Raw genomic sequence first — 15,982 nt, 5'->3', positions numbered from 1 at the left:
GTTGAGGCGGGCTTAAATCCAATTCTTTTTTGAGGAGAGTTGGAGGAGACAGGAAGCAGTATGCTGCGTTACAGCATATTCGTCCAATTTCTGTTTGGAATATTCGATATGCGCAACAAAGATATCTCTCTCGCAACTACAAAGACTTGCCTCAGCTATTCTTGGTGCAGGTCACGGCAATGTCCTTCTTGCCTCCCAGCTTTTCCAGCGCGTCGTCCATCACGCCAGTATTGTTGGCGATGGTGCAGGTAAAGCCGGTCGGCTGGGTCAGGATCGTCACGCCAAAGCTGGTGCCGTAGGCAACCGGCGCCAGGTTGAACGCGAGCGGGCTGGTCGTGGCGTTGCCGGCAACGGTGGTCTGGCTGTTGCTGCCGTTGATCAGCGTGATGCTGGCGTCGGCGGAGGTCAGGCCGGTGATCGTGCCGCTCAGGACGTACTCATTGACCGTGCAGTTGTAGTACACCTCGATGGCCGGCGTACGGGCCGACTCGACCGAGGCGGTCTGGCCTGCGGTGCCGTATTCGCGCGGATAGCCGTTGGTGGCGCAGTTCTGGTGCGCCGGTTGCGAACCGCCGCCGGCGGCGCTGCCGCCTTTCGGGATCACGTTGTAGTAGGTGCCGTAGTCGAGTCCGTTGGGGAAGGTCAGGACGACACTGTCGCCGGCCTTGGCAGGCGGATCGACGGCCAGTTCCTGGCCGTTGGTGGTCAGGATCAGGCCCTTGTACAGGACGTTCGACACCGTCACCTTGACCGGATAGGTTTCGCTGCCGCCACCGCCACAGGACGCCAGGACCAGGGATGAAGCCAGGACCAGGGCCGGGCGCACGAGGTGGAACTTCATACTTTATTCTCCAGATTCCAGATGATTAGGTCTTCGGACCGCAGGTCACCACAGGCGTGGTGCCCGGGCCGGTCGCGGTCATGGTGCCGCTGCCGCCGCTGATGGTGCAGGTTTGCGTCTGCTGGGCCGGCGTGGTGGCCGTCGCAGGCGTGCCCGGCTGGCTCAGGATCGTGACGCCGTACGGACCGTCTTCCGGAATATCGGCCATCTTCACCGGCACGTCCGCGCCGCCGTTCGGCGTGACGGTCTGGCGGTCGGAGCCGTTCACCAGCACCAGGCCGGCGTCGGTCAGGCCTTTGACGGTCACCGTCAGCGGGTGGGTCTTGATCGTGCAGAACACCGTCGGTGCCGAGGTATAGACCGTGTAATAGTTGGCGCGCGCCTTGTTGTTGGTGAAGGTGCACTTCTCGACGTTCGACGGCAGGGTCTTGGTATCGATGTTGAACTCGTCATCGGTCGACACGTATTTCGGGAACTGCACGCTGGCGGCGCCGGCCGGCACCGCGATTTCATCGCCGTTGCTCTTGTTGACCAGCACCAGGCCAGTCTTGGTCACGCCGCCGAGAACCGACACGGTCAGGGGCAGGTCGCCATCGCCGCCGCCGCAGGCGGACAGGCCAAGCGCGCATGCCAGCGCAGCGCCGGCATACAGGATCGAACTCTTCATAGAATCTCCGTTGGACGGGATGGCGCACGGAGGACCGGCGGCACCGCTGAGTAGAATATTGCCCGACATTTTAGTCCATTTGACTAGTCAAGGCTTCATTTGCCTTTGTATCACGGTGTAACGACATCTGCGCGCCGTTGATTTTCATGGCCGCCCTCGCTATGCTTGGTTGCCCTCCCTCCCTTCCCGAGCATGACCACGACCCGACCCGCCTGGCCCGAGGCCATCCTGTTCGACCTGGACGATACGCTGTGGCCGATCGCCCCGGTGATCCTGCAGGCCGAGGAAATCCTGTTCGCCTGGCTGCGCGAGCACGCGCCGCGTGTTGCCCAGCAGTTCACGATCGACAGCCTGCGCCAGGCCCGCCTGGAGCTGCTGGCGCGCCAGCCCGAGTTCCAGCTCGACCTGGGCAAGCTGCGCCGCGCGGGCCTGCTGGCCGCATTCGAAACGGCCGGCGAGGACGCCGCCAAGGTCGAGCTGGCGATGGCCGAATTCTTTGCCGCGCGCAACGCCGTGGTGCCTTACGACGATGTGGTGCCGGGCTTGCTGCGCCTGAAGGGCAGGGTGCGGCTGGGCGCCATCACCAACGGCAACGCGGATTTGCAGACGATCGGCCTGGCGCACCACTTCCAGGCCGCGGTCTCGGCGCCGCAGCTGGGGGTGGCCAAGCCGGAGCCGGCGATCTTCCTGGCCGGCTGCCGCGCGCTGGACGTGGCGCCCTGGGACGCGGTCTATGTCGGCGACGATGTGTTGCTCGACGTGCAGGGCGCGCAGAAGGTGGGCATGCGCGGCGTCTGGATGAACCGCAACGGCAGCAACAAGCACATCGAACACGGCGTCGAGCCGGATGCGATCGTGCGCAACTTCGACGAACTGCTGGATTGGCTCAAGCGCAGCCATGCGTGAGGCGCGTACGACTCCCCAGCGGACTGGCGAACGTGCATAATGTGAACCATGCAACTCGATAACCGTGCACAAACCCTGCTGAAAGCCCTGGTCGAGCGCTATATTGCCGACGGCCAGCCTGTCGGCTCGCGCGCGCTGTCGAAGATTTCCGGCCTCGACCTGTCGCCGGCCACGATCCGCAACATCATGGCCGACCTCGAAGAGATGGGCTATGTCGCCAGCCCGCACACCTCGGCCGGCCGGATCCCGACGCCGCGCGGCTACCGCATCTTCGTCGATACCCTGCTCACCGTGCAGCAGATCGACGAGGACGCCGTCGGCGCCGGCATGCGCCTGCCCGCGCACCAGCCGCAAAAGGTAATCGCCAACGCCGCCCAGATGCTGTCCTCGCTGTCGCAGTTCGCCGGCGTGGTGCAGAGCCCGCGGCGCGAATCGGCGTTCCAGCAGATCGAATTCCTGCGCCTGTCGGAAAAGCGCATCCTGCTGGTGATCGTCGACCCGCGCGGCGACGTGCAGAACCGTCTGTTGCTGACCGACGTCGACTACTCGCCGGCGCAGCTGACGCAATCGGCCAACTACCTGAACCAGAATTTCGCCGGCCTGTCCTTCGACCAGGTGCGGGCGCGCCTGACCAGCGAGCTGCGCCAGCTGAGCGACGACATGGCGCGCCTGATGCAGTCGGCCGTGGATGCCGGCAGCGAAGCGCTGCAGGAAACCGACGACATGGTCATCGCCGGCGAGCGCAACCTGCTGTCGGTGAGCGATCTCTCCTCGAACATGAGCTCGCTGCGCCAGATGTTCGAGATGTTCGAGCAGAAGACCGGCCTGATGCAGCTGCTCGACACCTCCAGCAAGGCCGGCGGCGTGCAGATCTTCATCGGCGGCGAATCCAAGCTGGTGCCGATGGACGAGATGAGCGTGGTCACCGCGCCCTACGAGGTGAACGGCAAGATCGTCGGCACCCTCGGCGTGATCGGCCCGACCCGCATGGCCTACGAACGCGTGATCCCGATCGTCGACATCACCGCCAAGCTGCTGTCGAACGCGCTCAGCAACGCCTGATATTTTTCACAGCTACATGCCTGCCGGGCCCCCGGCTATAGTCGGGGGATTGCGCCCATGCGCGTCCACCAGGAATGTACCGTGAATCGTCTGAAACGCCCGCTGTTCGCCACCGCCGCTGTCATCGCCATCTGCTGCGCTTCCCAAGTCCACGGTGTCGACACGCCTCCGTCCCTTGAGCGCATCGCCGTCGGCGCCTACCAGATGCAGATGGCGGAGCAGGGCAGCGGGCGCTATACCGTGATCTTCGAATCCGGCTTCGCCACCGGCATGGGCACCTGGCGCAAGGTGGCGCCGGAACTGGCGAAGTCGGCCCATGTCGTCACCTATTCGCGTGCCGGACTCGGTGCCTCGCAGGCGCGGCCGGAACCGCGCACCATGCTGCAAAGCAGCCTGGAGCTCGATCAACTGATCGCCAGCGCGAGCTTGACGCCGCCTTTCATCCTGGTTGGCCACTCCTACGGCGGCCTGCTGGCGCGCGCCTTCGCCGTCCGCCATCCGGAGCAGGTGGCCGGCATGGTGCTGGTCGACCCTGCCGACGAACGCTTCAACCCGGCTTTGCGCCGCCTCGACGCCAAACGGGCGGCGGAGGACGACCGCCAGTTCGAAGCCCTGGTGCCGGAAAAATTCCGGGCCGAGCTGAAGCTGCTGCAGCCGGTGCTCGACAGCGGCGTGCTGCCGGCCCCGCTGGATGGCAAGCTGCCGGACGTGCCGGTGGTGATCCTGACTTCGGTGCAGCAGGTCGACAAGCCGGAATTCTTCCTGCAGAGCGTGGAAGCGGTGGCGATCAAGCGCGACCTGCATGCCGATTTCCTGCGCCGGTTCAGCGACGGCTCCCAGGTCCAGACCCTGAAGAGCGGCCACAATATTCAGCAGGAGGAGCCGGAACTGGTGATCGCGGCGGTGAAGAAGGTGATGGCCGCCGCCGACAGGCAGGCGGCGCAGGGCAAGCTTTGATCAGCGGTGGCGGTGCGGGCAGTCGGTCTTGACGCAGTTGCCGTAGATGGCGAGCGCGTGTTCGGCGATCTTGAAACCGCGCTCGAGCGCGATCTTCTGCTGGCGGCTTTCGATTTCTTCGTCGTAGAACTCTTCGACGTGGCCGCAATCGAGACAGACCAGGTGGTCGTGGTGCGAGCCGGCGTTCAGCTCGTAGATGGCTTTGCCGGTTTCAAAGTGATTGCGGTTCAGGAGACCGGCCTGCTCGAACTGGGTCAGCACGCGGTAGACCGTCGCCAGGCCGACGTCCATGTTCTCGTTCAGCAGGGTCTTGTAGACGTCTTCCGCTGTCAAATGCCGCACCGCACTGTTCTGGAAAATCTCCAGGATTTTCAGGCGCGGCAGTGTCGCTTTGAGGCCGCTGGCCTTCAGGTCGGTTGGGTTGTTGCTCATGTTTTGTTACTCTTAGATGGGCTGAGATGTGCGGAGTGCTTTATGATATAGCGTTTTTGCAGCTCCCATACAAAAGTCGTCCGATTTTAAGGTTAGATATGCGCGTCATGAATGCCGTTTTCCATCGTTCCCACGCCCGGGCCGCGCTCGTGGCCGGCCTCGCCGTTACGGCCATGGCGGTCTCCGGTTGCGCTTCCTGGCGTAACCAGACCAAGCCGGCCGCCCCGGTGAGCACCGCCCCTGGCGCGGTCGCCGCCGATGCCGACAAGGCCGCGGCAGCCGCGAACGCGGGCGCGCAGACGACCCAGGTGACCAAGCTGCAGAAATTCCTGTGGGTGTTCTCGCCCTACCGTCCGGACATCCAGCAGGGCAACTTCGTGTCGCAGGAAATGCTGGGCCAGCTGAAGCTCGGCCAGACCCGCGACCAGGTCAAGTTCATCCTCGGCACCCCGCTGCTGACCGACGCCTTCCACGCCGACCGCTGGGACTATCCGTTCTACCTGGCGCGCGGCAACGGCGAGCTGACCACCAGCCGCGTCACCGTCTACTTCAAGGACAACCAGGTCGCCAAGATCGACGGCGGCAACCTGCCGAGCGAGCGCGAATACATCGCGCGCCTGATCGGCATCTCGAAGTACGAAGAGAAGACCGAGCAGGAATCGCTGGACGACCTGAAGCGCAAGCGCGAAGAAGCGGCCAAGCGCGGCGGGGAGTAATCGGGCATGACGCAACTGAACATCGCCATTGCCGGCGCCAGCGGCCGCATGGGCCGCATGCTGATCGAGACCATCGCCGCCGCCGACGACGCGACCCTGGCCGGCGCGCTCGACCGCGAAGGCAACCCCTTCATCGGCTCGGACGCCGGCGCCTTCTCGGGCCAGCTGACCGGCGTGACCATCCGTTCCGACCTGGCCCAGGGGCTGTCCGGTGCCGAGTACCTGATCGACTTCACCCGTCCGGAAGGCACGCTGCAGCACCTGGCTTACTGCGCCGAGCATGGCATCAAGGTGATCATCGGGACCACCGGCTTCGATGAAGCCGGCAAGGCCGCGATCCGCGCCGCCGCCGAAAAGACCGCGATCGTGTTCGCGCCGAACATGAGCATCGGCGTGAACGTCACGCTGAAGCTGCTGGAACTGGCGGCAAAGAACTTCTCGCAGGGCTATGACATCGAGATCATCGAAGCCCACCACCGCCACAAGGTCGACGCGCCGTCCGGCACCGCGCTGAAGATGGGCGAAGTCATCGCCGATGCGCTGGGACGCGATTTGAACGAATGCGCCGTCTACGGCCGCGAAGGCGTGACCGGCGAGCGCGATCCGTCGACCATCGGCTTTGCCACCGTGCGCGGCGGCGACATCGTCGGCGACCACACCGTGCTGTTCGCCGGCATCGGCGAGCGCATCGAGATCAGCCACAAATCGAGCAGCCGCGTCAGCTACGCGCAAGGCGCGCTGGTGGCTGCGCGCTTCCTGGCCGACAAGCAGACCGGCTTGTACGACATGCAGGATGTGCTCGGCCTAAAGGCGGCAGGCTAAGCGCTGAGGCCGAACTGTACGGCTTTGCCGGCGTTCTGCTGGCATACTGGCCACACCACTCAAAACCGTCATTCCCGCCTGCGCGGGAACGACGATGAATCGGAGAATCCCTATGGCCACCGTCGAACTGAACGGCGCCGCAATCGTCGACACCGAAAGCTTCCACGCCGAGAGCGCCCGCGCCTTCGGCTTCCCGGATTCCTATCCGCACACCATGGATTCCTGGGTCGATTGCCTGAGCTACCTGCGCGACGAGGACGGCATGAGCAGCATCCGCCTCGGTCCGGACGAGACCCTGCACATCGTCGTGCTGCATTCCGATGCCATGCGCGAGCGCGCCGAGGACGTGCTCGAGGAGATGGCCTTCTGCATCATCGGCATCAACGAGCGCTATGAGGACTACGGCGAAAAGCCGGCCCTCGAACTCGAATTGCGGTAAAACGTAGGGTGGGCACGCCGTGCCCACCATGAAGTTCCCAGTATAATGTTCTGCTCACCTCCCTTTAGTCCGCAGAACATCATGCAAGATAAATATAGTCCAGCCGAAGTCGAACAGGCCGCCCAGGCCTACTGGAAGTCGATCGACGCCTATAAAGCGGTCGAGAACGATCCGCGTTTCCCCAAAGGCAAGTATTACGCCTGCTCGATGCTGCCTTACCCGTCCGGTAAGCTGCACATGGGTCACGTGCGCAACTATACGATCAACGACGTGATGTACCGCTACCTGCGGATGAACGGCTACAACGTGCTGATGCCGATGGGCTGGGACGCCTTCGGCATGCCCGCCGAAAACGCGGCGATGGCCAACAATGTGCCGCCGGCCGAGTGGACCTATTCGAACATCGCCCACATGCGCGGCCAGATGGAGTCGATGGGCCTGGCCATCGACTGGTCGCGCGAAATGACCGCCTGCAAGCCGGACTACTACAAGTGGAACCAGTGGATGTTCCTGAAGATGCTCGAGAAGGGCATCATCTACCAGAAGACCGGCACCGTGAACTGGGACCCGGTCGACCAGACCGTGCTGGCCAACGAGCAGGTCGTCGACGGCCGCGGCTGGCGCTCGGGCGCGCTGGTCGAAAAGCGCGAGATCCCGATGTACTACGTGCGCATCACGGACTACGCCGACGAACTGCTGGAACACGTCGAGAACAAGCTGCCGGGCTGGCCGGAGCGCGTGCGCATCATGCAGGCCAACTGGATCGGCAAGTCGACCGGCGTGCGCTTCGCCTTCCCGCACGTGATCATGGACGAGCAGGGTGAGCTGATCAACGACGGCAAGCTCTACGTCTTCACCACCCGCGCCGACACCATCATGGGCGTGACCTTCTGCGCGGTCGCCGCCGAGCACCCGCTGGCGACCCAGGCCGCCAAGAACAATCCGGAGCTGCAGGCCTTCATTGCCGAGTGCAAGCAGGGCTCCGTGATCGAAGCCGACATGGCGACGATGGAAAAGAAGGGCATGCCGACCGGCCTCACGGTCCAGCACCCGATCACCGGCGAGCAGGTGCCGGTCTGGGTCGGCAACTACGTCCTGATGACCTACGGCGACGGCGCCGTGATGGGCGTGCCGGCGCACGACGAGCGCGACTTCGCATTCGCGCAAAAATACGATCTGCCGATCAAGCAGGTGGTCGCCGTCGAAGGCGAGACCTTCTCGCTGGACGGCTGGCAGGAGTGGTACGGCGACAAGGAGCGCGGCGTGCTGATCGACTCCGGCAAGTACGATGGCCTGGACTACAACGCCGCGGTGAACGCGGTCGCGGGCGACCTGGCCAACCTGGGCCTGGGCGACAAGAAGGTCACCTTCCGCCTGCGCGACTGGGGCATCTCGCGCCAGCGCTACTGGGGCACGCCGATCCCGATGATCCACTGCGAAAAGTGCGGCACGGTGCCGGTCCCGGAAAAGGACCTGCCGGTCGTGCTGCCGGAAGACTGCGTCCCGGACGGCACCGGCAACCCGCTGAAGAAGCATGAAGCCTTCCTGAAGGTCGACTGCCCGTGCTGCGGCGCGCCCGCACGCCGCGAGACCGACACCATGGATACCTTCATCGACTCGTCCTGGTACTACATGCGCTATACCTCGCCGGGCTCGAACGATGCGATGGTCGACCCGGCCCGCAACGATTACTGGATGCCGATGGACCAGTACATCGGCGGCATCGAGCACGCCGTGCTGCACCTGCTGTACGCGCGCTTCTGGACCAAGGTCATGCGCGACTTCGGCCTGGTGAAATTCGACGAGCCTTTCGTCAACCTGCTCACCCAGGGCATGGTGCTGAACGAGACCTACTACCGCGAAGACGAATCCGGTAAAAAGACCTGGTTCAACCCGGCCGACGTCGACCTCGTGTTCGACGACCGCGGCCGTCCGCAGGCGGCGGCATCGAAGCTGGACGGCGCCCCGGTGATCATCGGCGGCACCGAGAAGATGTCGAAGTCGAAGAACAACGGCATCGACCCGGCCGCGCAGATCGAGCAGTACGGCGCCGACACCGCGCGCCTGTTCACCATGTTCGCCGCGCCGCCGGAGCAGACCCTGGAGTGGTCGGAGTCGGGCGTGGAAGGCGCGAGCCGCTTCCTGCGCCGCGTCTGGGCGTTTGCCTACGCCCAGCGCGAGCGCATCGCCGCGGCGCTGGCCGGCCAGCAGCAAGGCAGCCTCGATGACGAACAGAAGGCGCTGCGCCGCGAAGTCCACAAGATCCTGCAGCAGGCGGACTACGACTTCAAGCGCATCCAGTACAACACCGTGGTCTCGGCCTGCATGAAGATGCTGAATACCCTGGAGTCGGCCAAGCTGGCCGGAGATGGAGATTTAACTGCGGTGGCCAGCAACGCGGTGATCGCCGAAGGCCTGTCGATCTTCCTGCGCATGCTGAACCCGGTGGCGCCGCACATCACCCACGCGCTGTGGCAGGAACTCGGCTACGCCGGCGTGTACGGCGACATCCTCAACGTGCAGTGGCCGGAAGTCGACCCTGCCGCATTGGAGCAGTCCGAGATCGAGCTGATGATCCAGGTGAACGGCAAGCTGCGCGGTTCCGTCAAGGTGCCGAAGGAGGCCGACAAAGCCGCCATCGAAGCCGCCGCGCTGGCCTCGGAAGCGGCCCAGAAGTTCGTCGAAGGCACGCCGAAGAAGGTCATCGTCGTTCCCGGCAAACTGATCAACATCGTGGTGTAATCCATGCGCACCTCTTACAAGAAAAAGATGGTGCGTACCGTCGCGGCGCTTGTAGTTGCAGCGTCGCTGACGGCCTGCGGCTTCCAGCTGCGCGGTTCGAACGGCAGCTACACGATGCCCTTCCACAGCATCTTCCTGACCTTCCCGGATACCTCGCCGCTGGGCACGGAACTCAAGCGCAACCTGCGCGCGGGCGACGTGGTCATCGCCGACAAGGCCGAAGGCGCGGACGCGCAATTCGTGGTGCTGGGCGAGAACCGCGGCAAGTCGATCCTGTCGCTGAACAGCCTGGGCCGCGTGCGCGAATACCTGCTGACCTACACGCTGACCTTCGCGGTCCGCGACAGCAAGGGTGTCGAGCTGCTGCCGGCCACCGAGATCACACTGCGCCGGAACATGGCCTTCGACGAGACCCAGGTGCTGGCCAAGGAATCCGAAGAAGCGCTGCTGTACCGCGACATGCAGGCCGACCTGGTGCAGCAGATCATGCGCCGCCTGGCCGCCCTGCGCCCGTCGCCGATGGCAACGCCCGCGCCGGCAAAGTAAGGAAGAGAGATTATGCAGTTGCGGCCTGAGGCGCTCGACGGGCACCTCGCCAAGGGGCTGGCGCCCCTGTACGTGATCACCAGCGACGAGCACCTGCTGGCGCTGGAGGCGGCGGACAAGATCCGCCGCGCCGCCCGCGCCCAGGGGTATTCGGAGCGCGACGTGCTCACGGTCGAGCGCAGCTTCAAGTGGGGCGAGCTGCTGGCTGCGAACCAGGCGATGTCGCTGTTCGGCGACAAGAAGCTGATCGAGCTGCGCATCCCCGGCGGCAAGCCGGGCAAGGACGGCAGCGCGGCCCTGCAAAGCTACGCGAAAGACCTGAACCCGGACAACCTGACCCTGATCACGCTGCCCAAGCTGGACTGGCAGACGGCAAAGGCGGCCTGGGTCGCGAGCCTGCAGCAGGCCGCGGTCTACGTCGAGATCCCGAACGTCGAACGCCCGCAGCTGCCGGCCTGGATCGGCATGCGTTTATCGAACCAGCAGCAGAGCGCCGACCGCCAGAGCCTGGACTTCATCGCCGATCGCGTGGAGGGCAACCTGCTGGCCGCGCACCAGGAAATCCAGAAGCTGGGCCTGCTGTACGAGCCGGGCAAGCTGACGTTCGAACAGGTGCAGGACGCGGTGCTGAACGTGGCGCGCTACGACGTGTTCAAGCTGTCGGAGGCAATGCTGGCCGGCGACCCGGCGCGCCTGGTGCGCATGCTCGAAGGCCTGAAAGGCGAGGGCGAGGCGCTGCCGCTGGTCTTGTGGGCGGTCAGTGAAGAAATCCGCACGCTGCTAAAATTGAAATCCGGGATGGCGCAGGGACGCCCGCTGGGCGCGCTGCTGAAGGAATACCGGATCTGGGGCCCGCGCGAGCGCATGATGGAACCGGCGCTGCGCCGCATCTCGCTGCCGACGCTGGAGGCAGCCATGCAGCAGGCGGCCCAGGTCGACCGCATGGTCAAGGGCCTGCGCGCGAAGCAGTTCGCGGGCGATGCATGGGATGCGATGCTGCAGCTGGCTTTACGGGTCGCTTCATAACGTATGCGCGTGGGCACGGGGTGCCCACCCTACGATGTCATGCGATGTAGGGTGGGCACCCCGTGCCCACGTTAAACGGACGACGACGCATCATGGATATGACTGATTACATGCAAACGATCGGCCGCCAGGCAAGAACAGCCTCGCGCGCCATGGCGCGCGCCGACAGCGCCACCCGCAACCGCGCGCTGCTCTTGATCGCCGACGCGATCGAACGCGATGCCGCCCAACTGGTCGAAGCCAACGCGCGCGACCTCGACGCGGCCCGTGCCAACGGCTTGGCGCCGGCCCTGCTGGACCGGCTGGCGCTGTCCGACAAGGCGATCGCCACCATGATCGACGGCCTGCGCCAGATCGTCGCGCTGCCGGACCCGATCGGCGAAATCTCGAACATGAAGTTCCGCCCGAGCGGCATCCAGGTCGGCCAGATGCGCGTGCCGCTGGGCGTCATCGGCATCATCTACGAAGCACGTCCGAACGTGACGGTCGATGCGGCCGGCCTGTGCATCAAGAGCGGAAATGCCGCCATCCTGCGCGGCGGTTCGGAAGCCATCCACTGCAACCGCGCGCTGGCTGCGCTGGTGGCCGAAGGCCTGCGTGCTGCCTCCCTGCCCGAGCAGGGCGTGCAGGTGGTCGAGACCACCGACCGCGCCGCCGTCGGCGCCCTGATCACGATGCCGGAATACGTGGACGTGATCGTGCCGCGCGGCGGCAAGGGCCTGATCGCGCGCCTGATGGAGGAAGCGACGGTCCCGATGATCAAGCACCTGGACGGCATCTGCCACGTCTACATCGACGCCAAGGCCGACATCGCCAAGGCGCTGCCGATCGCGATGAACGCCAAGACCCACCGCTACGGCACCTGCAACACGATGGAGACGCTGCTGGTGGCGCGCGCCATCGCCCCGGCCGTGCTGCCGCAGCTGGCCGCGCTGTACGCGACCAAGGAAGTCGAGCTGCGCGCCGATCCGGAAGCGCTGGCCATCCTGCAGGGCTACCCGCACCTGGCGCCGGCGAGCGAGGAAGACTGGTCGACCGAATACCTGGCGCCGATCCTGGCGGTGAAGATCGTCGCCGGCATCGACGAGGCCATCGAGCACATCAACCGCTATTCGTCGAAGCACACCGAAGCCATCGTCACCGAGGACTACACGGACGCGATGCGCTTCCTGCGCGAGGTCGATTCGGCCTCGGTGATGGTGAACGCTTCGACGCGCTTCGCCGACGGCTTCGAATATGGCCTGGGCGCGGAGATCGGGATCTCGAACGACAAGCTGCATGCGCGCGGACCGGTGGGGCTGGAAGGATTGACTTCGCTGAAGTACATCGTGTTCGGCCACGGTGAGATTCGCACCTAGCACTGATAACAACAAGGATTTAAATGTATCTCTGGATCAAAGCCTTCCACATCGTCTTCATCGCCTCCTGGTTCGCCGGCCTCTTTTACCTGCCGCGCATCTTCGTGAACCTGGCCCAGGAAACCAATCCGGCCGCATTGGAACGCCTGCTGGGCATGGGCCGCCGCCTCTACCGTTTCACCTCGATGCTGGCGATTCCGGCACTGTTGCTGGGCATCTGGCTCTGGCTGGGTTTCGGCATCAAGGGCGGCTGGCTGCACGCAAAGCTGGCGCTCGTGATCCTGGTGATCGGCTACCATCATGCCTGCGGCTCGCTGCTGAAAAAATTCGAACGCGGCGCCAACACGCGCAGCCACAAGTGGTTCCGCGTGTTCAACGAAGTACCGGTTTTGCTGCTGATCGCGATCGTGATTCTGGTGGTCGTGAAGCCGTTCTAAGCAATACCCCCATCATCGTCATTCCCGCGCAGGCGGGAATCCAAGGTTTGCGGTCTGTCTGCAACTTGGATTCCCGCCTTCGCGGGAATGACGTTTTGGGGCCAACAAAAGAATTGATTTTTTAACTACGGATAAAGGGTACCCCTGAATGGCCTCATACTTTTGCCCATGCCCGCGCGGCATGGAACAAGCACTCGCCGAAGAACTCGCCGAGATCGCACAACTGACCAACAGCCCCACGCTGAAGGTGCACCAGCAAGTCCCGGGCGGCGTGCACGCCTCGGGCACGATGCAGGACGCCTACCGCATGAACCTGCATTCGCGCATCGCTTCGCGCGTGCTGATGCGCATGGCGAACAAGACGTATAACAACGAGAACGACATCTACGACCTGGTGCTCGAGCAGCCCTGGGAAGACTGGTTCGACGTCCACCACACGATCCGCGTCGACATCACGGCCGTGAAGTCGCCGCTGAAGAGCCTCGAATTCACGACCCTGAAAATCAAGGACGCCGTCTGCGACCGCTTCCGCGACCAGTTCGGCAAGCGGCCCTCGGTCGACACGCGCGAGCCGGACATGCGCATCCTCGGCTTCCTCGACCAGCGCAACTTCACGGTCTACCTCGACACTTCGGGCGAGGCCCTGTTCAAGCGCGGCTGGCGCGAAGAAACCGGCGACGCACCGCTGCGCGAGAACCTGGCTGCCGGCCTGCTGCGCGTGGCCGGCTGGAAGCCGGGCGTGCCGCTGTTCGACCCGATGTGCGGCTCGGGCACGATCCTGATCGAAGCGGCCCAGATGGTGCAGGGCATCCCGGCCGGCGCCCGCCGCCGCTTCGCCTTCGAAAAATTCCGCAACTTCGAGCGCGCCGCCTGGCAGGACATGAAAGCGGCCATCAAGCCGAATCCGCTGCCGAGCGAGCCGACCATCTTCGGTTCCGACATCTCCGGCGACATGGTGGCGATGACGCGCCATAACCTGAAGATCGCCGGCGTGCTGTTCGAGGTGCCGCTCAAGCAGATCGAGGCGCAGCAGGTGCAGGCGCCGACCAGCCAGCCGGGCATCCTGCTGACCAATCCGCCCTACGGCGAGCGTATCGGCGTGCGCGGCGACTCGACCATCCCGGCCGACGAGATGGCGACCGGCTTCTACCAGCAGCTCAGCAGCACGCTGAAGCAGCGCTTCGCCGGCTGGACCGTGTACCTGTTTACCGCGGACCTGTCGGTGCCCAAGCTGCTGCGCCTGAAGGAATCGCGCAAGACCCCATTCTTCAACGGCGCGCTCGAATGCCGCCTGTTCCGCTTCGACATGGTCGCCGGCTTCAACCGCAGAGACGCGGCGAAACCGGACGCGGCGAAGCCTCAACCAGAGTAATCCATGCTGCCCGAACCCGAACCAGACAATCTACCCAAAGACCCCGTCATCCCCGTTCCGCTGCCGGAGCCGCACAAGATCGTCATGCTGTCGGCTGGCGGCCTGGCCTCGCTGCTGGCGGCACTGTCGATGCTCGGACCGTTCTCGGTCGACGCCTACCTGCCGGCTTTCCCGCGCATCCAGGAGACCCTGCATGCGACGCCGCTGGAAGTGCAGCAGACCCTGACGGCCTACATGCTGTCCTTCGCCGTGATGTCGCTGTGGCACGGCGCGCTGTCGGACGCCTTCGGGCGCCGCAACGTGGTGCTGGTCGGATTGATCGTGTTCGCGGTCGGCACCCTCGGCTGCGCCTCCGCGCATTCGGTGCATTACCTGTGGATTTTCCGCATCATGCAGGGGATATCGGCCGGGGCCGGGGTGGTGGTGGGGCGGGCGATCATCCGCGATTTATACTCGGACGCGCCGGCCGCGCGCCTGCTGTCGATGGTGACGATGATCTTCTCGATCGCGCCGGCCATCGCGCCGGTGCTGGGCGGCTGGATCGTGACCCTGCTGAACTGGCGCGCGATCTTCCTCGGCCTGCTGCTGTTCAGCCTCGTGCTGTGGTGGGTCTGCTGGCAGCATCTGCCGGAAACCATGCCGAAGGAGCGCCGCCAGCCCTTCAATCCGCGCTTCCTGGCGAAGAGCTACTGGGACATCTTCAGCTCGGTGCTGTTCCAGATGAAGTCGGCGGTGGTGGCCTTCAACTTCGGTGGCATGTTCCTGTTCATCGCCGGCGCGCCGGTGCTGCTGCCGGTGCACCTGCACCTCGGACCGTCGCAGTTCGCCTGGCTGTTCGTGCCGGCGGTGGCCGGCATCTTCCTGGGCGCGCTGGCCGCCAACCGCCTGGCCGGCAAGATGCATTACGGGCGCCAGATCGGCATCGGCTACGCCTTCATGCTGACCGCCGTCACCGGCAGTGTGCTGTACCACAGCTTCCTGCCGCCGGCGCTGCCGTGGACCGTGCTGCCGATGTTCTTCTATAACTTCGGCAGCTCGATCATCAACCCCAGCGCGACGCTGCTGACGCTCGACCTGTTCCCGCACATCCGCGGCACCGTGGCGTCCTGCCAGTCGTTTGTCACCACGCTGATGGGCGCGATCGTGGCCGGCATCATCGTGCCGGCGCTGGATTACTCGGTGCTGGCGATGGCGCTGGGCCAGGCCGCCTTTGCGGTGGCCTCGCTGGGCTGCTGGATGGTGTCGCGTCATTACCGGCGCAAGCAGGCGCTGGCGTAGGCGTAGGCGTAGGGTGGGCACTCCGTGCCCACGCGAACGCTGACATTACGCAACCTTACGTGGGCACGTGGTGCCCACCCCTACGTAAATATGAGGTAAATCAAGGCGCCAGACTGAGTTCTGACTCTAAAACACATCACTTTTTCTGGAAAGTGTTGTTCCCGGTCAGAAATGTATATATGCTAAGATAAGTTTTTCACGTTCGGAACTGGAGCCAAAAACCAGCTCTGTTCCGGGTACCACTAGAATAAATATCGTGGCAGCTTTAGCCGGGAAAAGCCGCCAACAATTATCCAAAACAGCAGTGGCGGCCGTGCTTGAGACCAACTACCAACCAGATCAGGATATCCGCAATCGCTTGCTGATCGCGCGGCTGCCTGC

At 64.4% G+C, this 15,982-nt stretch carries 16 protein-coding genes; 13 read left to right on the top strand and 3 right to left on the bottom strand.

The window, feature by feature from the left end; translation table 11 throughout:
• Positions 1-151 precede the first annotated feature (151 nt).
• Complete coding sequence (locus NX782_RS15720) at positions 152-841, bottom strand: hypothetical protein (RefSeq protein ID WP_258846419.1); 690 nt, start codon at positions 839-841, stop codon at positions 152-154.
• A gap of 25 nt (positions 842-866) precedes the next feature.
• Positions 867-1,508 carry a hypothetical protein gene (locus NX782_RS15715; RefSeq protein WP_258846418.1) on the bottom strand — a complete coding sequence of 214 codons (642 nt, stop codon included), beginning with the start codon at positions 1,506-1,508 and terminating at the stop codon, positions 867-869.
• Between the two features lie 192 nt (positions 1,509-1,700).
• Here NX782_RS15715 and NX782_RS15710 point away from each other — a divergent pair, with 192 nt between their 5' ends.
• The 3 genes from NX782_RS15710 (at position 1,701) to NX782_RS15700 (ending at position 4,433) form a co-directional block, all read left to right on the top strand.
• Positions 1,701-2,414: an HAD family hydrolase gene (locus NX782_RS15710; protein ID WP_258846417.1), complete on the top strand. Its 714-nt coding sequence runs from the start codon at positions 1,701-1,703 to the stop codon at positions 2,412-2,414.
• A 48-nt stretch (positions 2,415-2,462) separates the two neighbouring features.
• On the top strand, positions 2,463-3,476 hold the full coding sequence (gene hrcA / locus NX782_RS15705; protein ID WP_258846416.1) for a heat-inducible transcriptional repressor HrcA: 1,014 nt from the start codon (positions 2,463-2,465) through the stop codon (positions 3,474-3,476).
• An 81-nt stretch (positions 3,477-3,557) separates the two neighbouring features.
• Positions 3,558-4,433 carry an alpha/beta fold hydrolase gene (locus tag NX782_RS15700; protein ID WP_258846415.1) on the top strand — a complete coding sequence of 292 codons (876 nt, stop codon included), beginning with the start codon at positions 3,558-3,560 and terminating at the stop codon, positions 4,431-4,433.
• Here NX782_RS15700 and fur read toward each other — a convergent pair whose 3' ends face one another.
• On the bottom strand, positions 4,434-4,865 hold the full coding sequence (fur, locus tag NX782_RS15695; protein WP_258846414.1) for a ferric iron uptake transcriptional regulator: 432 nt from the start codon (positions 4,863-4,865) through the stop codon (positions 4,434-4,436).
• A 98-nt stretch (positions 4,866-4,963) separates the two neighbouring features.
• Between fur and NX782_RS15690 the strand changes: the two genes are divergently transcribed.
• The 10 genes from NX782_RS15690 to NX782_RS15645 all read left to right on the top strand — a co-directional run bounded on the left by NX782_RS15690 (position 4,964) and on the right by NX782_RS15645 (position 15,601).
• Positions 4,964-5,581, top strand: coding sequence for an outer membrane protein assembly factor BamE (locus NX782_RS15690; RefSeq protein ID WP_258846413.1), 618 nt, complete (start codon positions 4,964-4,966; stop codon positions 5,579-5,581).
• A 6-nt stretch (positions 5,582-5,587) separates the two neighbouring features.
• Positions 5,588-6,403, top strand: coding sequence for a 4-hydroxy-tetrahydrodipicolinate reductase (gene dapB, locus NX782_RS15685; protein WP_258846412.1), 816 nt, complete (start codon positions 5,588-5,590; stop codon positions 6,401-6,403).
• Positions 6,404-6,515: 112 nt separating this feature from the next.
• Positions 6,516-6,842: a barstar family protein gene (locus NX782_RS15680; RefSeq protein ID WP_258846411.1), complete on the top strand. Its 327-nt coding sequence runs from the start codon at positions 6,516-6,518 to the stop codon at positions 6,840-6,842.
• Positions 6,843-6,923: 81 nt separating this feature from the next.
• Positions 6,924-9,584, top strand: coding sequence for a leucine--tRNA ligase (gene leuS, locus NX782_RS15675; RefSeq protein WP_258846410.1), 2,661 nt, complete (start codon positions 6,924-6,926; stop codon positions 9,582-9,584).
• Between the two features lie 3 nt (positions 9,585-9,587).
• Positions 9,588-10,130, top strand: a complete 543-nt coding sequence (locus NX782_RS15670) for an LPS-assembly lipoprotein LptE (RefSeq protein ID WP_258846409.1) — start codon at positions 9,588-9,590, stop codon at positions 10,128-10,130.
• A gap of 12 nt (positions 10,131-10,142) precedes the next feature.
• On the top strand, positions 10,143-11,156 hold the full coding sequence (gene holA, locus NX782_RS15665; RefSeq protein WP_258846408.1) for a DNA polymerase III subunit delta: 1,014 nt from the start codon (positions 10,143-10,145) through the stop codon (positions 11,154-11,156).
• Positions 11,157-11,248: 92 nt separating this feature from the next.
• The gene (locus NX782_RS15660) at positions 11,249-12,514 is read left to right on the top strand and encodes a glutamate-5-semialdehyde dehydrogenase (protein ID WP_258846407.1); all 1,266 of its coding nucleotides are present in this window, start codon (positions 11,249-11,251) and stop codon (positions 12,512-12,514) included.
• A gap of 23 nt (positions 12,515-12,537) precedes the next feature.
• Complete coding sequence (locus tag NX782_RS15655; protein ID WP_258846406.1) at positions 12,538-12,951, top strand: CopD family protein; 414 nt, start codon at positions 12,538-12,540, stop codon at positions 12,949-12,951.
• A 148-nt stretch (positions 12,952-13,099) separates the two neighbouring features.
• Positions 13,100-14,323 carry a THUMP domain-containing class I SAM-dependent RNA methyltransferase gene (locus NX782_RS15650; RefSeq protein ID WP_379793301.1) on the top strand — a complete coding sequence of 408 codons (1,224 nt, stop codon included), beginning with the start codon at positions 13,100-13,102 and terminating at the stop codon, positions 14,321-14,323.
• Positions 14,324-14,326: 3 nt separating this feature from the next.
• Positions 14,327-15,601, top strand: coding sequence for a multidrug effflux MFS transporter (locus tag NX782_RS15645; protein WP_258846404.1), 1,275 nt, complete (start codon positions 14,327-14,329; stop codon positions 15,599-15,601).
• Positions 15,602-15,982 lie beyond the last annotated feature (381 nt).

The sequence above is a fragment of the Massilia norwichensis genome (genome assembly GCF_024753245.1).
GTDB lineage: Bacteria > Pseudomonadota > Gammaproteobacteria > Burkholderiales > Burkholderiaceae_D > Telluria > Telluria norwichensis.
This window is presented reverse-complemented; position numbering and strand designations above follow the sequence as displayed.

Bases quoted from the DNA above. Each gene is read 5' to 3' on its own strand.
- NX782_RS15655 (WP_258846406.1), top strand. From the start codon at position 12,538: ATGTATCTCTGGATCAAAGCCTTCCACATCGTCTTCATCGCCTCCTGG.
- NX782_RS15645 (WP_258846404.1), top strand. From the start codon at position 14,327: ATGCTGCCCGAACCCGAACCAGACAATCTACCCAAAGACCCCGTCATC.
- dapB (WP_258846412.1), top strand. From the start codon at position 5,588: ATGACGCAACTGAACATCGCCATTGCCGGCGCCAGCGGCCGCATGGGC.
- NX782_RS15670 (WP_258846409.1), top strand. From the start codon at position 9,588: ATGCGCACCTCTTACAAGAAAAAGATGGTGCGTACCGTCGCGGCGCTT.
- fur (WP_258846414.1), bottom strand. From the start codon at position 4,865: ATGAGCAACAACCCAACCGACCTGAAGGCCAGCGGCCTCAAAGCGACA.
- NX782_RS15650 (WP_379793301.1), top strand. From the start codon at position 13,100: ATGGCCTCATACTTTTGCCCATGCCCGCGCGGCATGGAACAAGCACTC.
- hrcA (WP_258846416.1), top strand. From the start codon at position 2,463: ATGCAACTCGATAACCGTGCACAAACCCTGCTGAAAGCCCTGGTCGAG.
- NX782_RS15720 (WP_258846419.1), bottom strand. From the start codon at position 841: ATGAAGTTCCACCTCGTGCGCCCGGCCCTGGTCCTGGCTTCATCCCTG.
- holA (WP_258846408.1), top strand. From the start codon at position 10,143: ATGCAGTTGCGGCCTGAGGCGCTCGACGGGCACCTCGCCAAGGGGCTG.
- NX782_RS15680 (WP_258846411.1), top strand. From the start codon at position 6,516: ATGGCCACCGTCGAACTGAACGGCGCCGCAATCGTCGACACCGAAAGC.
- leuS (WP_258846410.1), top strand. From the start codon at position 6,924: ATGCAAGATAAATATAGTCCAGCCGAAGTCGAACAGGCCGCCCAGGCC.
- NX782_RS15710 (WP_258846417.1), top strand. From the start codon at position 1,701: ATGACCACGACCCGACCCGCCTGGCCCGAGGCCATCCTGTTCGACCTG.
- NX782_RS15690 (WP_258846413.1), top strand. From the start codon at position 4,964: ATGCGCGTCATGAATGCCGTTTTCCATCGTTCCCACGCCCGGGCCGCG.
- NX782_RS15660 (WP_258846407.1), top strand. From the start codon at position 11,249: ATGGATATGACTGATTACATGCAAACGATCGGCCGCCAGGCAAGAACA.
- NX782_RS15715 (WP_258846418.1), bottom strand. From the start codon at position 1,508: ATGAAGAGTTCGATCCTGTATGCCGGCGCTGCGCTGGCATGCGCGCTT.